The 13,707-nt window shown below is 30.9% G+C and carries 10 protein-coding genes; all 10 read left to right on the forward strand.

The window, feature by feature from the left end; genetic code table 11:
• The first annotated feature begins 42 nt into the window (after positions 1-42).
• The 10 genes from L3X39_RS04655 to L3X39_RS04700 all read left to right on the forward strand — a co-directional run bounded on the left by L3X39_RS04655 (position 43) and on the right by L3X39_RS04700 (position 13,653).
• Positions 43-2,859, forward strand: coding sequence for a PAS domain-containing protein (locus L3X39_RS04655; protein ID WP_237230582.1), 2,817 nt, complete (start codon positions 43-45; stop codon positions 2,857-2,859).
• Positions 2,860-2,901: 42 nt separating this feature from the next.
• Complete coding sequence (locus tag L3X39_RS04660; protein ID WP_237230583.1) at positions 2,902-5,049, forward strand: sensor histidine kinase; 2,148 nt, start codon at positions 2,902-2,904, stop codon at positions 5,047-5,049.
• A 67-nt stretch (positions 5,050-5,116) separates the two neighbouring features.
• On the forward strand, positions 5,117-5,497 hold the full coding sequence (locus L3X39_RS04665) for a response regulator (RefSeq protein ID WP_237230584.1): 381 nt from the start codon (positions 5,117-5,119) through the stop codon (positions 5,495-5,497).
• A gap of 5 nt (positions 5,498-5,502) precedes the next feature.
• Complete coding sequence (locus L3X39_RS04670; RefSeq protein ID WP_237230585.1) at positions 5,503-9,228, forward strand: sigma 54-interacting transcriptional regulator; 3,726 nt, start codon at positions 5,503-5,505, stop codon at positions 9,226-9,228.
• A gap of 182 nt (positions 9,229-9,410) precedes the next feature.
• Positions 9,411-9,818 carry a hypothetical protein gene (locus L3X39_RS04675; RefSeq protein WP_237230586.1) on the forward strand — a complete coding sequence of 136 codons (408 nt, stop codon included), beginning with the start codon at positions 9,411-9,413 and terminating at the stop codon, positions 9,816-9,818.
• The gene (locus L3X39_RS04680) at positions 9,766-10,245 is read left to right on the forward strand and encodes a DUF7793 family protein (RefSeq protein ID WP_237230587.1); all 480 of its coding nucleotides are present in this window, start codon (positions 9,766-9,768) and stop codon (positions 10,243-10,245) included. Before L3X39_RS04675 ends, L3X39_RS04680 begins: the two co-directional genes overlap by 53 nt.
• Positions 10,232-11,716, forward strand: coding sequence for a PAS domain S-box protein (locus tag L3X39_RS04685; RefSeq protein WP_237230588.1), 1,485 nt, complete (start codon positions 10,232-10,234; stop codon positions 11,714-11,716). The genes L3X39_RS04680 and L3X39_RS04685 overlap by 14 nt, the downstream gene beginning before the upstream one ends.
• Before the next feature lie 18 nt (positions 11,717-11,734).
• Entirely contained in the window at positions 11,735-12,196 is a 462-nt protein-coding gene (locus tag L3X39_RS04690) for a response regulator (RefSeq protein WP_237230589.1), read from the forward strand.
• 35 nt (positions 12,197-12,231) lie between these two features.
• The gene (locus L3X39_RS04695) at positions 12,232-12,798 is read left to right on the forward strand and encodes a hypothetical protein (RefSeq protein ID WP_237230590.1); all 567 of its coding nucleotides are present in this window, start codon (positions 12,232-12,234) and stop codon (positions 12,796-12,798) included.
• A 174-nt stretch (positions 12,799-12,972) separates the two neighbouring features.
• Positions 12,973-13,653: a TonB-dependent receptor plug domain-containing protein gene (locus L3X39_RS04700; RefSeq protein WP_237230591.1), complete on the forward strand. Its 681-nt coding sequence runs from the start codon at positions 12,973-12,975 to the stop codon at positions 13,651-13,653.
• The last annotated feature ends 54 nt before the right edge of the window (positions 13,654-13,707 follow it).

Consider the following 13,707-nt stretch of genomic DNA (forward strand, 5'->3'; position numbering starts at 1 on the left):
AGAGTAACAAAGTTCAATAAAAAAATCAATGGAATAAAGTATATGGAAATTTACGCAACCATAATCATTGAGTTTATACTTGTTATATCAAGTATTCTTATTTTATTCAAACTCAGATCCAGGATTGGTCTGGCTCCTCTTTACATTGTTTTAGGAGCTTTACAATTTTTACAAGCCAATTTGGGAACTTCCTTTAGTTTCAGATTTTTTGATGATTACGTAATTTACCCAGGCTCCATTATTTTATTTAGTGGGTTATTATTTGCAGTTTTATTAATTTATATAAAAGAAGGAGTTGCAAGCGCTCGAGCGCTTATTATAGGAGTTGTAATTTCAAATGTCATCTTGTCTTTTGCATTCGAAATCACACATATACAGCAAGTAATAGGCAGTAAGCTTAATAATATAACAACCCCTTTATATTCTATTTATGATATAAACTTTAAGTACTTATTTAGCGGAACCGCCATATTATTTATAGATTTTTTACTCATTGCAATTCTTTATCAGTACTTAATAACAAAATTTAAAAAGCTGCCTTATTTTATAATTTTGTTTATATCCTTATGGACTATTTTAATGTTTGATGCGTTTGCATTTAATTTAGCTTTATTTTATGGAACACCAACACTTAAAACATCATTATTTAGCCATGTTTTAGGGAAATCTGTTGCAGCCACTTTATATGCTTTAACACTATATTTATATATTAAGTATTTAGACGGAGAAAAGGAAAAATCAACTTTTATAGCTAAACAAGAAAGGGATATTTTTTCTATAATAAAGTATAGAAAACAATATGAAGACCTTAAAATTGAAAAAGCAAAAGTAGAGCGGAAATTAACATCACAATTAGAAACTACTCTGCATAATATTTCAGATGGATTTGTATCACTTGATACTAATTGGTGTTATACCTATATAAATAATAAAGCAGCAGAATTTTTAGGAAAAACACCTGAAAGTTTACTTGGAAAACATATATGGACGGAGTTTCCGGATGGTGTAAATCGTTCTTTTTACAAAGTGTATTATGAGGCTGTTGAAACTCAAAGAACAATATATTTTGAAGACTATTATGAGCCCATGGATAAATGGTTTGAAAACAGGGTGTACCCGTCACCTGATGGCTTAACAATTTATTTCACAGATATTACTGAGCAGAAAAAGGCAGGAATAGCTGTAAAAGAAAGTGAAAACCACATAAGAACCATTTTAGAAACAGAACCAGAGTGTATAAAACAACTTAATCGAAAGGGTGAATTGTTGTATATGAACCCTGCAGGGTTAGAAATGATTGAAGCAGATAACTTAGAAATGGTTAAAAACCAGTCTGTTTTAAACTTAGTATGTAAAGAACATCAAATGGCATTTAAAAAACTTATTGTCGATGTTTTTGAAGGTCAATCAAGGCAACTCATATTCCAAATTAAAGGTATTAAAGGCACAAAAAGATGGTTAGAAACACATTCAGTTCCGTTTAGAGATACCGAAGGAAAAATTATTTCATTACTCGGTGTTACAAGAGATGTTACTGCTAGACGAGAAGCAGATACTAATAACCTAATGTTACTTTCTTTATTGGAAACCAGTGATGATTTTATTGGTTTAGCAGACTTAGAAGGCAAGCCCATTTATTTAAATGCTAATGGAAGAAAATTAGTTGGATTAGACGAAAATGAAAAACTGCCGGAATCCATTTCAGATTTTTTCCCGGTGGAATATCACGACACGATTGTAAATGAACACATGCCCAACATTTTTACTAAGAATAAGTGGAAAGGAGAAGCGCAGTTTAAAAGTTTTAAAACAGGCGATTTAATACCTATTGAGATGTCTGGTTTTTTAATACATGACAGTGCTACCAAAAAACCAATGGCATTGGGTATTGTAGCCACGGACGTTTCTAAGCGCAAACAAGCCGAAGAGGATTTAAAAAATAGTGAGCTTTTATTCCGCCGATTAACGTCTAGCGCGCCAGTAGGGATTTTTCAGACAGATAAAGAAGGCTCGTGTAATTATGTGAATGAAGAGTGGTTAAATTATGCAGGTATGTCCTTTCATGATGCCTTGGGGTTTGGTTGGTCTAATGCCATATATGCAGAAGATAGAGAAAGAGTTGTTCAAGCTTGGCAGCAGTATGTTTTAACTGGAGGGGATTTTAATATAGAATTCAGATTTCAGAATAAAAAGAATAATAACATCACCTGGATATCAGTTAAGGCTGTTGAAACCTATGATGCCAACAATAATTTGTATGGCTATATAGGTATGACTTTGGATATTACCAAGCGCAAGGAAATTGAAGATCAAATTAAAAGTAGCGAAAAATACCTCGATAATATTATAAATAATATTGGAGACCCTGTATTTGTAAAAGACCATAAAAGCCGTTTGCTTTTAGTAAATGATGCTTTCTGTGAAATTTTCAACCTTTCAAGAGAAGATGTTATAGGTAAAACATTAGCAGAAAATGTTCCTCCAGAAGAAAGAGAAAGCTTTTTAAGTATAGATAAACATGTTATATCTACTGGAATTGAAAATATTAACGAAGAAACTTTAACATTAGAAGGAAAAGAAACGAAAATAATTTCTACAAAGAAAACTAGATTTATTGATAGTAAAAATAACAAGTTTTTAATAGGGATTATAAGAGATATCACCGACCGTAAGAAAGCTGAAGTTGAACTTGAGAATCACAGAAATAATCTTGAAGAATTAGTAGAAAAACGAACCGAAGAAGTTAATTTGAAAAATGAAGAGTTACAACGCATGAATAAATTGTTTGTAGGAAGAGAATTAAGAATGAAAGAACTTAAGAATATTATTAAAGACCTTCAGGATAAAAATGAGAATTAAATCAACTTTTAAAATAAGGGAATCATTTAACTGTGTTTTATCATGAAGAGTAATGGATTCTTTCTTTTCTTAAAAAAACCTTTGGTAGCGGGACTCCTAGCTTTTATTGTGCTGTTTTCTATTTCCCAATATATAGCATATCAGAAGTATTTAATTAATGAAAATGAGCAAAAAAAAGAAATTGATGCTCAGGTAAGTATAATAAAAGAAAAACTGCAAGCCTTAGTTATGTACAGCTACTCAGCAACTAAGGCACTAGCGTATATTGTAGAACGAAACGGAATACCCAACGATTTTGATAACATAGCAATTGATTTATTAGATAGACAAGAATATTTTGATGTAGTAGAGTTAGTTGATAGTACAGGTACAATCACACATGTATATCCATTAAAGGATAATGAAGTTGTCGGTTTTAATATTATAAAAAGCAACGAAGCTATGAGTGGTGCGCTTGCCACCATAAAAAGAAAAGATTTTTTTGTTGCTGGTCCTGTTAATTTAAAGCAGGGAGGTGTTGGAATCATAAGTAGACAACCCATTTTTATAGATGATAAATTTTCAGGATTTTCGGCAGTGGTTACAAAACTTTCTACTTTTTTTAATGATTTAAATATTAATACTTCTAAAGATAAGCGCTTCGTTTACCAATTGTCAAGGGTAAATCCAAAAACAGGAAAAGAGGATTATTTTTTAGAAAGCGATGTAACACTTTTTAAAGAATCGGCGATACCTATTGAAATCCCTTTTGGCGAATGGAAACTATATGTTGCGCAAACCAAAAACTCTTTAAATACGGCAATATCGTTTTCAATAATTGGTTTTATAATTGCAATTCTTGGAGGTTTGGGTGTGTTTTATTTGATGGGGCAATCAGAGCGCGTAAGTAAACTTATAACTAGTAAACTAAAAGAGCAAGAAGCACAATTAAAACTTATACATGAAACCACAAGTGAGCAAATAAAAAAGAGTGAGTTATTGTATCGTAGTCTAACCTCTAACGCTCCAGTTGGAATTTTTAATGCAAATGAAAAAGGAGAATGTACTTATGTTAATGAGCAATGGATGGCATATTCTGGGTTGAATTTTGAAGAATCCATGGGAAGCGGTTGGCAAAACGCATTACACCCAAAAGATAAAGAAAGCGTAATTGAAGAATGGAAAGAATCACTTCTCAACAACAATGATTTTATATCAGAATTCAGAATTCAGAATAAAGCAGGAAAAATTACTTGGGTAGCCGCAAAGGCAATTAAGCTCATGGACATAAATAACAATGAGTACGGATATATTGGCATTCTTTCTGATATTACCGAAAGGATTAATAATGAAAATGAATTGTTATTATATAAAAATAATTTAGAGAACTTGGTAAATTCAAGAACCGAAGAACTAAATGATAGTAAAGTAGCTCTATTAAACCTTTTGGAAGATATAAATGCCCAATCTGTTGAATTGGAAAAAGAAAAAGTAAAGGCGCAATCTGCCGATTTAATGAAATCTGCTTTTTTAGCCACTATGTCGCATGAGTTAAGAACTCCGATGAACTCTATTATAGGTTTTACTGGTATTTTATTAAAAGAATTAGCAGGACCATTAAATAAAGAACAAAAAAAGCAACTCGCTATGGTTAAAAATAGCGGCGTGCATTTGTTAGGCTTAATAAATGATATCTTAGACATCTCTAAAATTGAAGCAGGAAAATTAAAAGTAACATTTTACCCTTTTAACTACCTAGCTTCCTTAAAAAACACCGTAGATTTTTTATTGCCACAAGTAACCGCTAAAGGACTTACTTTAAAAACGGAGGTTTTAGAAACTGAGATAACACTTGTAAGTGACGAAAGAAGGGTTGAACAAATCCTGCTTAACCTACTTTCAAATGCTATTAAATTCTCAGATGAAGGTACTATAATTGTAAAAGTGAACGTAAAAGATAATATTTTAACAACCCAGATAATTGATCAAGGTGTTGGAATTAGCGAAAAAAATCTCGTGAAGCTGTTTATGCCTTTTATTCAACTTGAATCGGGTCTTAGTCGTAATCACGAAGGCACAGGTTTAGGTCTCGCAATTAGTAAAAATTTAATTGAAAAATTAGGTGGAACTATTTCTGTACAAAGTAAGCTAGGAAAGGGTAGTACATTTACCTTTACTTTACCATTAGAAAATTACGACGATAAAAATTAAGATTACACAATCAAATTTAATATATTTAGCTAGTAACATTCTGATATTAAATTTATTACCGTAAAGCATGAAACCAACTATTTTAATAATCGAGGATAATAAGCAAAATATGTATATGTTGTCATATCTACTAACAAAAAGTAGTTACAACGTATTGGAGGCTTATAATGGGGTTGATGGATTACAGTTAGCACATGCAAACCATCCCGAAATAATTTTAATCGACATTCAATTACCAGATATGGATGGTTATGAGATATGCCTTAAATTAAGACATAATGGGTTGCCCAAAAATACTACAATTATAGCAGTTACGTCTTACGCTATGGGAGGAGATAGAGAAAAGGCTATGGAAGCCGGAGCAGATGGTTATATAGAAAAGCCAATAAATCCTGAAAAATTTGTGAGTCAGATGGAAAAAATTTATAATGCGAAAAAGGAGAATTAGCATAAATGAAAACTATTTTAATCGTAGATGATACTTATGAAAACCTTTATTTGCTTAAGGTAATACTGGAACAAGCAAATTACTCAGTAGTTGAGGCCAATGATGGAAAGGAAGGATTAGAAAAACTACACAAAAACAAAGTTGACTTAATTATTTCAGATATATTAATGCCAGTTATGGATGGCTATATGTTTTGTCAGGCATGTAAAAAAGATAAATCATTTAAAGACATCCCTTTTATTTTTTACACTTCTACCTATACCGAAAAACTTGATGAAGATTTTGCTTTAAAACTTGGTGCTGCTCATTTTTTAAGAAAACCAACAGACCCTGATGAAATAGTAAATTTAGTTCAAGGGTTGTTATCTGAAAACAAACCAGGTAAACAATCAAAAAAGCAAGTAAAATTTACTGAGAAAGAAGTTTTAAAGGAATATAGTGAACGACTAATTAATAAACTTGAAGAAAAAAATTTAGATCTTGAAAATGAAGTAGCAGAGCGTATTAAAGCGCAAAAGGCATTAGTTAGTGAAAACGAAATTTTAGATTTAATAGCTAAAAACACTTCACTAGAAAAGATTTTTAATCATATTGTTTTAAATTATGAATCTCTTCACCCAGAGTACATGGGTTCCATTAGTATACTTCAAAAGGATGGTGTTCATTTAGACCTTATTTCGGCTCCATCAATGCCAAAAACTTATAACCATGCTATTAAACGAGGCGTTATAGGTGAACAAGCGGGGTCGTGCGGAACAGCTGCATTTTTAAAAAAGCCAGTAATAGTTTCCGATATCAGTAAAGATAAATTATGGGCAGACTATAAAGATATTGCATTAGAGCACAATTTAAAATCATGTTGGTCTGTTCCTATATTTTCTGAAAATAAAACAGTGTTAGGTACCTTTGCTATTTATAGTAATTCAGTAAAAACACCTTCTAAAAATGATATACAAGAATTAAACTCTGCTGTAAAGCTTGCAAAAATAGCCATTGTAAAATATAACATAATGGCTGAAGTTAAAAAGAGGGAAGAATCCTATAAATCTTTAGTAGATCAAGCTAGTGATGCGATAATTTCATATTCATTAGATGGCACTATTTATGACTTTAATAAAGCAGCAGCAAGCTCATTAGGATACACGGAAAATGAATTTTCAAAACTAAAATTTCAAGATTTTGTAGTTGGTCATATTATCCAAAATGACCAAAACAAAAAACTATTATCAGAGGGTATTGCCATAACATATGAAAGACAGCTTAAACGTAAGGATAGTACTTTAATTGAAGCCGAAATATCAGCTAAACTACAAAATGACGGTAAGGTTTTAGGTATTGTTCGTGATATTACTGAATGGAAAAAAAATCTTAACGAAATAAAGCAGGCAAAAGAATTTTCCACTGGACTTTTAAAGTCCATGAATGAAGGGTTAGTTGTTTTAAACCTTAACTCAGAAATTGTTAGTGTGAATCCTTCATTTTGTGAAATGACTGGTTTTACTGAAAAAGAATTAATTGGACAAAAGCGACCGTATTCATTTTTACCCCCTGAATTAAAAGTAGAAAACGATAGGCGCTATCAATTGCTAAAAGAAGGTAAACCAATAAAGGATTTTGAAAGTGTTTATATACATAAAGATGGCACTCGTTTTCCTGTTCAAATATTTATTTCTAGCACATACAACGAAGACGGGGATAAAACAGCAGATTTTGCGACTGTTTTAGATATTACTGAACGTAGAAAAGCTGAAATTGCTTTAAAAGCTGCAAAAGAGTTTTCTGATAAGCTAATCATGTCGATGCAAGAAGGCTTATTAATTGTTAATCTTGAGGGGGAGATTATAATGGTCAATAATTCTCTATGTGACATGCTTGGATATGCTAAGGAAGAGCTCATTGGGCTCAATTTACCTTATCCTTTTGCGAAAACGGAAGATTTAGAGTTAATGTTAGCAATAAAGGAAGATGTAGCAAAAGGTATTACAAAGTCTTTTGAGTTGGAGTTTTTTAGAAAGAATGGAGAGAAGTTTATAGCGTCATTTTTATCAGGAAACATTTTAGGTGATAATGGAGAAGTGATTGCATTGTTTGGCACGGTTAAGGATATTACGGAAGAGGACAAGGTTAAAAAAGCGTTAGAAGAAAAAGCCAAAACGTCTAATCAAAAAAAGGAAGTTATTTTGGAGTTAGCCAATCTTGTTGGTAAAAATTTTAATGAATCCTTAACTCAAATAACCAAGCTTTCTGCTCAAACTTTAAATGTTGAAAGAGTAGGTGTCTGGAGTTTTAACTCAGATAAAAGCGAAATTTTTTGCGAAAAGCAATTTAACCTTAAAAGCAATTCGCATGAAAATGGAGCTATAATTAAACAAAGCGATAACCCCAATTATTTTAAAGCCTTAGAAAAAAATCAAACAATACGTATTAAAGACGCCCAAAATAACGACATAACCAAAATGTTTGCAGAAGATTATTTAATACCGAATAATATAACATCTCTTATGGATGTGTTTATCAATAGTACTAAAGGGCATTATGGAGTAATTTGTTTTGAACATGTTGATAATACTCTGAGAGAATGGACTGCTGAAGATCAAGAATTTGCAACATCTATTGCCAATATAGTGTCGCTTATGATTGAAAGCTCTGAACGAAAATTAGCAGAAAATAAACTTGTTGTCACCAATGAAGAACTAAAAAAAGCAAATACAGAACTTAATATTTTACGTGAGCAATTAGAGCAAGAAAATGTTTATTTAAAGAATGAGTTAGACTTAGTTTTTAACTACGAAGACATGGTTTATGGCAGTGTAGAATTTAGTAATGTTTTAACTGAAGTTGAAAAAGTTGCTCCAACAAATGCTACTGTATTATTGTTAGGGGAATCTGGAACGGGAAAGGAGTTGTTGGCAAGAGCCATTCACAATACCAGCCTTCGAAACAATAAACCTTTAATCAAGGTTAATTGTTCAGCTATTCCAAGAGAACTTATTGAAAGTGAGTTGTTTGGGCATAAAAAAGGTGCGTTTACAGGAGCCATAAGCGATAAAATAGGTAAGTTTGAATTAGCCGATGGAGGCACTTTATTTCTTGATGAAATAGGCGAACTACCGTTAGATATGCAGCCTAAAATATTAAGATTCTTGCAAGAAGGTGAAATTGAAGTCGTAGGTGGGACTTTACTTAAAAAGTTGGACGTAAGGGTTATAGCGGCTACAAATAGAAATCTTAAAGAGGAAATTGCTAAAAAACAATTTAGAGAAGACTTATATTTCCGACTAAATGTTTTTCCGATAGAAGTACCAGCACTTCGAAAACGAAAAGATGATATTCCACTGTTGGTAGAGCATTTTGTTGATAAGTTTAATAAAGCTTACGATAAGAATATTAAATATATCCCAGACGACACTATGAATCAACTTAAAGCCTATGAATGGCCTGGAAATATTAGAGAGCTTGAAAACTTAATAGAAAGAGCCGCTATATTAGCAAATACTGATACTTTGGTGATACCAGGTTTTGAATCTAAAACGCAAAAAACAAAGCTAACCATTAGTAATAATGATTTGTCATTAGACGCCGTTCAACGGAATCATATTTTTCAAGTTCTAGAACGTTGCAATTGGAAAATAAGTGGGCCAAAAGGAGCTTCAGCCTTATTAGATTTAAAACCGAGCACCTTGCGTGATAGAATGGCAAAACTAGGCATTTCTAAACCGGTAAAACAGTAACGGAATACCGTTAATACATATAACACCATGTAAATAGGCACGGTATTCCGTGTCTATTTACATGGTGTTTAATTTTCAAAAAATTTCCTAAACATCAGATAATCAATTATTTAATATCGTTCATTTTGCCAAAGTAGTATTTTGGCACGCCAGTTGTCGTATAATTTTACAATTAATGTAAGATGAAAAACGAAATTGTAATAGATAACATTAAATTTTGGGTGGATCAAAATATAATCCATACAAGTATTAATGGTAAAATTGATAAAAAGTTTCTTGAAATTGAAGATATTTTTGTTGAAGTTATTTTGGCATTAACGGTTGGTAACTTCAAGCCATTATTAATTGATCTAACTACAATTAGTAAACTTAATGCTATTAATCTTTTTAAGATTTTGTCTCGTAGTTCACAAATTAAAACGTTGGTGCTTTCAAAATCATTTTTGGTACAATCATACGATTTAAAATTACTACTTGACTTGTACAATTTTGGGAACGAAACGATAGTCCCAAATAAAATTTCCACTAAATATAGTCATGCAGTTAAATATTGTAATCAATCATATGAGCAATTTAATGCCTCTTACTAAGAAAAAGCATATGGAAGAAATTATAATTTTTGAGAATGCTATGTTTTGGACAGATAGTTCAGAAACGCTTTACTGCAGGTTTAATAACGACGATTCAAATTCGAAATTAAATTATAGTAAGGCGAATTTATATATAAAGGCCATTACTAAATTATGCAATGGCAAGCCTATGCCATTTCTTATTGATGTTCAAAACACTAAAGGTACTTTCTCCATTTCAGCCGCAAAATTAATGGCCAATAACCCAGAACTTTTAAAACTTAGAATTTCTGAAGCATTTATTGCGAATACTATTGGCATACGAGTATTAATATCAACTTATAAAAGAATATTTAACCCAATTACACCTTTTGGTGTTTTTAGCAATTTAGAATCTGCTAAGAAGTATAGCTTAGAAATGAAAAACATGTTTTATGGAAGCAATTAAATATAACTTGTTAAATAGTCTCAATGAGGACTTAATAGATATTATTACAGATAATTCTATAATTTCTGTAACTGATGCCTTAGGTAGAATTGAGTATGCAAACCATAACTTTTGTGAAATTATGGAATGTGATGCAATCAGACTTATTGGCGAAACACATGAGTTGTTAAAGTCTCATCTTCATTCAGATAAAATATATAAAAATTTGTGGCAAACGATTCGAATGGGTAAAAAGTGGCAAGGGATTTTAAACGACACCTCCTACACTGGTAAACCGTTCTGGTTGGATACTACAATAATACCTGTAAAAAATAATGTGGAAAATACTATAAAGTATGTGGCATTATATAAAAATGTCACAAAATCTTATTTGCAAAACAACCAACTTAAAGAGAGTAACATTGCTCACTCAAAATATAGGTCAATTTACCAATCAATAAATGCGGGAATTATAGTTGTAACTGACGATAAAGGGAATGTTACAGAATGGAATAAAGGAGCCGAATCAGCTTTTGGATATTCAAAAGTAGAAATTCTTGGACATCCGCTTACCGTTTTAATGTCTAAAAAATTTAGAAAGAAGAATATTAAAGAACTATTGAAGGGCATTAATAAAATTAAAAGGAATCAAAAAGCTGATACCATTGAAATGTATTGTTTACGAAAAGATGGTAAAGAATTTCCGGTTGAATTTGCTTTAAGTAGTTTAAGTGTAGATAACAATGATTTTTATTGTGCGATTATGCTAGATATAACCAAACGTAAAGGCTTAGAAGATAAATTGAAACAAAAAACTAAAGATTTAGAGTTGTTTTTATATCGTTCTGCCCATGACCTAAAAGCACCTTTTTCATCGGCTGAAGGGTTAATTAATTTATTAAAAGATGAGGAGGTTAATGAAAGAGTAACGTCTTTAACCAAAATGTTAGATACAACTATAAAAAGTGGTAAGGTTTTGGTGGAAAATATTACGCAAGCATCCGTAATATCTACTAAAAAATATGTGCCAATTAAAATTGAATTTGATAAAATCATTGAAAATGTATTAAAGGTATTATCAGGCACAAAAGATTTTCAGTTATATAAAATTTCTATAGATATTGAAAGTTATCACTGTTATAATTCAAACCCGGAATGGTTAAACTCCATATTTCAAAATTTAATTCAGAATGCAATCAAATATTCCAAAAAACCAACTAAAACCTTTACTCCGCGGATAGATATTTCAGTTAAGGCTTTACAAGACGAAGTTGTCATTAGTATTTGTGATAACGGACAAGGAATTAATAAAGTCTGCATTAAAAAAATATTCGATTTATACTATAGAGCAAATATAGAAGATACTCCAGGGAATGGGTTAGGTTTATATGTAGTTAAAAATATCGTTGAAGATTTAAATGGTAAAATTAGTGTTACCAGTGAAATAGATAAAGGAACTTGTTTTGAAATTGTTTTACCAAATCTGTTATAAATTAATTATTACTTGGCTATGAAAGTGAATATTATGCTTATTGATGATAATAAAATTGACTTATTCGTAAATCAGAGGATTATAGAAAAATTGGGAATTAAGTTTAATGTAACAACTTTTTCAAGCGGGATTTCCGCAATCAATGCGTTAAAAAGTATTGAGACTAAAAGCGATAGAAAACAAACTTTTATACCACATTATATATTTCTAGATATAAACATGCCAGAAATGAATGGGTTTCAATTTTTGAAGGAGTTTAATAAGCTAAATAATCGTGAGTGTAAACGTATTAAAATATATATGCTATCATCATCAACCAATCCTCAAGATATCGAAAAAGCTGAAAACGAAAAATCTTGTGCGGGGTTTATTGATAAACCATTAACTGTTAAAAAACTTAATAATATTCTAACCAACTATAAACCCTATTTAAAAGAATATGATTTTATGGATAAGGATATTAATTTGGATGTATTATGATAAGATATAGATCCATGAGACGAAAGTATATAATAATGAAAGTTTTAGTTTTAGTTAACTTTTTATGTTGTTACTCCCAAGTAGTTAACAAAGGCGTTTTATATATTTCAGACTCTACTCAAGTGTATTTTGAAAATGAATACACGAATGCTAGTAGTGGTGTTTTTAACAATAAAGGAACACTCTATTTCAGTAATAATTACATAAATGATAGTACAATTAAGTCAACAATTGGAACAGTATATTTTAAGTGTTCTATAAACCCTTTAGTAAATTTTTCTGGGATTAATGATGCCTTACGCTTATTTAGTTTACCAACACCACAAAATAATAGAATTACATATTTAGGACAGAAAAAGAGAGTATTTCAAATTGATGCAAAAATTTTACCTATGGACGGTTTAGATGATAATCGTCAAAGAATTGTTTTTATTAATAAAAACAGTTCCGAATTAATAAAAACTAATAGTTTAGAAAATAGGGTTTTTTCTAAAGTGGAGTTGGCAACCAACGACTATTTTGAAATTTGGGAACAAAGATTGACAAATGACAGTACACCTTCAATACAAGAATTCACATTAAATATTAATCTAAGCGATTAATAGCAAGGGGTTTTGGTGAGACGGACCCCGACTATAAGGCATCCTGAAATTACGCAGTAATTAGGGATGCTTTTTTTATTTAATAATATGTTAAGGTCTTACAATTAAGATGATTTTTAGTTGCAATTTTATATCTTTACGAATAACCTCACAAGGTTTAATTAATAATCATCTATGAAGTCATTATATTTAATTATAGTTTTAGCATTTTTCAGTTTTATTGGGAATTCCCAAACTAAAAGTGATACAGGTAAGATTACCTTAACAGGAACCATAACGGATTTCAATAAAAAACCAATAAAAGGTGTTTACATTTATATCGATTCAATAAAAACGAACGCTCGTACCAATAAAGATGGATTTTATAAAGTAAAAACAAAAGGCAATATAAATATTATTACCGCATATTCAATTGATCATGGTATCTTAAGTGTAAGTTACTCGGGAGAAAAAAGAGTGAGTTTTGTTTTTTCCGATGATAGCCAACCGTTGGATGAAGCTGATTTAATTGAATTAGGTTTTGGAAATCCTATTAAAAAAAGAAGTGGTAAAGTTGATTTTGAAGGTGTAAGAGGTCTTAATGGCTTCAATAATATCTACCAATTGATTGAAGGAACTGTAGCAGGTGTTACTGTTACAGGGCAAAGTATAAGTATAAGAGGCGCTGTTACATCAACAACTAATCAAGGAAACTCTACTGAGCCTATGTTTATTGTTAATGGTTTGCCTTTGTTAGACGTTTCAAGCATTGTGCCCTCCAATGTAAAGTCTATTGAGGTTATAAAAGGTCCTGAAGCTGCGTATTATGGATCAAGAGGTGTTTATGGAGTTATAAAAATAACCTTGAGAGACTAATAATTTTCTATTATTATTTAAATTAATCGTTCTCAATTTCCCTTTGTAAACTAT

This window comes from Flaviramulus multivorans (assembly GCF_021728415.1).
In the GTDB taxonomy this organism is placed as follows: Bacteria; Bacteroidota; Bacteroidia; order Flavobacteriales; family Flavobacteriaceae; genus Sabulilitoribacter; species Sabulilitoribacter multivorans.

Excerpts from the sequence above, each read along its gene's own strand:
- L3X39_RS04670 (WP_237230585.1), top strand. The coding sequence starts at position 5,503 with ATGAAAACTATTTTAATCGTAGATGATACTTATGAAAACCTTTATTTG.
- L3X39_RS04700 (WP_237230591.1), top strand. The coding sequence starts at position 12,973 with ATGAAGTCATTATATTTAATTATAGTTTTAGCATTTTTCAGTTTTATT.
- L3X39_RS04660 (WP_237230583.1), top strand. The coding sequence starts at position 2,902 with ATGAAGAGTAATGGATTCTTTCTTTTCTTAAAAAAACCTTTGGTAGCG.
- L3X39_RS04655 (WP_237230582.1), top strand. The coding sequence starts at position 43 with ATGGAAATTTACGCAACCATAATCATTGAGTTTATACTTGTTATATCA.
- L3X39_RS04675 (WP_237230586.1), top strand. The coding sequence starts at position 9,411 with ATGAAAAACGAAATTGTAATAGATAACATTAAATTTTGGGTGGATCAA.
- L3X39_RS04690 (WP_237230589.1), top strand. The coding sequence starts at position 11,735 with ATGAAAGTGAATATTATGCTTATTGATGATAATAAAATTGACTTATTC.
- L3X39_RS04665 (WP_237230584.1), top strand. The coding sequence starts at position 5,117 with ATGAAACCAACTATTTTAATAATCGAGGATAATAAGCAAAATATGTAT.
- L3X39_RS04695 (WP_237230590.1), top strand. The coding sequence starts at position 12,232 with ATGAAAGTTTTAGTTTTAGTTAACTTTTTATGTTGTTACTCCCAAGTA.
- L3X39_RS04680 (WP_237230587.1), top strand. The coding sequence starts at position 9,766 with ATGCAGTTAAATATTGTAATCAATCATATGAGCAATTTAATGCCTCTT.
- L3X39_RS04685 (WP_237230588.1), top strand. The coding sequence starts at position 10,232 with ATGGAAGCAATTAAATATAACTTGTTAAATAGTCTCAATGAGGACTTA.